Origin of the sequence: Nocardia neocaledoniensis (genome assembly GCF_029868625.1) — a bacterium.
Lineage (GTDB): Bacteria > Actinomycetota > Actinomycetes > Mycobacteriales > Mycobacteriaceae > Nocardia > Nocardia neocaledoniensis_A.
The window spans coordinates 1-1,969 of sequence record NZ_JARWOJ010000319.1 but is presented as its reverse complement, the minus strand read 5'-3'; the positions used below and the strand labels follow the sequence as shown (position 1 = coordinate 1,969).

Sequence of the window (1,969 nt, the reverse complement as noted above, 5' to 3'; positions counted from 1 at the left end):
GTAACACCGGTGCTGTACTTCTAATCACCGGACGGCGCGCACTTGATCGACGCCGAGTGCGTCGAATTCGCTATCGAGCCCGCGCCGCGGATCGGGGTGCCTAAATTGCTCACCGAGGGTCTTTCACCGGACCCGCGGCGGCCCGGGCCGCCGTCGAGGTGCTGGTCACGCTGCCGCCGGCGCTGTCGGTGCAGGTGGGTGAGGTTGTGGCACGGTCGAATTCGGACGTCTCACTGAACCTGCGGGACGGCAGGAAGGTAGTGTGGGGCGGCACGGGCGACGGCGAGCGCAAAGCTGCCGTCGTGCTGCCACTGCTGACCCGTGAGGGGACCGTGTTCGACGTGTCGAGTCCGAATCTGGTCACGGTAAAGTGAGCGAAACGTCGGCGCGCCTGCGCCGGGATCGCGCTGGCTGCGAATAGCGTTCCGCAGCAGTCGGATACTTGACATAACGCCAACCCTATGGTTGAGGTTGAGGGTTTAAGATCGAAGGAAGGCGAGAGCCCATGACGCCCCCGCACAACTACCTTGCCGTGATCAAGGTCGTCGGTATCGGCGGCGGCGGCGTGAACGCCGTCAACCGGATGATCGAACAGGGACTCAAGGGAGTCGAGTTCATCGCGGTCAACACCGACGCGCAGGCGCTGCTGATGAGTGATGCCGACGTCAAGCTCGATGTCGGCCGAGAGCTCACCCGCGGCCTCGGCGCCGGGGCCGATCCGGAAGTGGGCCGCAAGGCGGCCGAAGACCACAAGGACGAGATCGAAGAGGTGCTCAAGGGCGCCGACATGGTGTTCGTCACGGCGGGCGAGGGCGGTGGCACCGGTACCGGTGGCGCGCCTGTCGTCGCCAGCATCGCCCGCAAGCTGGGCGCACTGACCATCGGCGTGGTCACCCGGCCGTTCTCGTTCGAGGGCAAGCGCCGCGGCAACCAGGCCGAGGTCGGTATCAATCTGCTCCGCGAGTCCTGCGACACGCTCATCGTCATCCCGAACGACCGGCTGCTGCAGCTGGGCGACGCGGCGGTGAGCCTGATGGACGCGTTCCGTTCCGCCGACGAGGTGCTGCTCAACGGTGTGCAGGGCATCACCGACCTGATCACCACCCCCGGCCTGATCAACGTCGACTTCGCCGACGTCAAGAGCGTGATGTCGGGCGCCGGTTCGGCGCTGATGGGCATCGGCTCGGCGCGCGGTGAGGGCCGCTCGGTGAAAGCTGCCGAGACGGCGATCAATTCGCCGCTGCTCGAGGCGTCGATGGACGGCGCGCACGGCGTGCTGCTCTCGATCGCCGGTGGCTCCGACCTCGGCCTGTTCGAGATCAACGAGGCGGCCTCGCTGGTGCAGGAGGCGGCCCACATCGAGGCCAACATCATCTTCGGTACCGTCATCGACGATTCCCTCGGTGACGAGGTGCGCGTCACCGTGATCGCGGCCGGTTTCGACGGCGGCGGACCGTCGCGCCGGATCGAGCACACCAACACCACCTCGGCGCGCAACGGGACCAACCCGATCGGGGTCGGCCGGGCCGGCGAGGTCGGTCAGTCCCGCACCGAGGCGCCCGCGCGGGCCACCGAGCCCGCGAGCTCCGGCGTGTCGACCGGGCGCACCGCCGCGCCGAGCTACCGCGACACCGAGCGGTACCGGGAGTCGGAGCGGCAGCGCGTCACCGAGCGGGCGATGAACCAGGTGAACAACCCGGATCAGCGCGACGACGGCGACGATGACGACGACATCGAGGTGCCGATCTTCATGCGCCGCTAGCCCGAAACGAACGAAAGCGGCCCGCCACCCGAGCATGACGGCGCGGTAGATAAGATGGGGGTAGAGGTGGGGTTGGGTGGGCGAGGCCGATCACCGCCGAAGGGTCCGCGGTGAGGTACTTCAGAAAGTAGGTTCGCATGACGTTCACCGGCAAGGGAATGGTTTCGCGGTTCGCGATCGCCCTGCTCGCGGTCGCGGCACTCGGCG

At 67.6% G+C, this 1,969-nt stretch carries 2 protein-coding genes; both read left to right on the top strand.

Features of this window, described 5'->3' with window-relative positions; genetic code table 11:
• Positions 1 to 158 precede the first annotated feature (158 nt).
• A complete protein-coding gene (locus tag QH270_RS24020; RefSeq protein WP_280346348.1) occupies positions 159 to 374 on the top strand; it encodes a hypothetical protein in 216 nt (71 codons plus the stop codon).
• A gap of 131 nt (positions 375 to 505) precedes the next feature.
• Positions 506 to 1,762: a cell division protein FtsZ gene (gene ftsZ, locus QH270_RS24015; RefSeq protein WP_280346347.1), complete on the top strand. Its 1,257-nt coding sequence runs from the start codon at positions 506 to 508 to the stop codon at positions 1,760 to 1,762.
• Positions 1,763 to 1,969 lie beyond the last annotated feature (207 nt).

Coding starts and splice junctions, on each gene's coding strand:
- ftsZ (WP_280346347.1), top strand. CDS start 506: ATGACGCCCCCGCACAACTACCTTGCCGTGATCAAGGTCGTCGGTATC.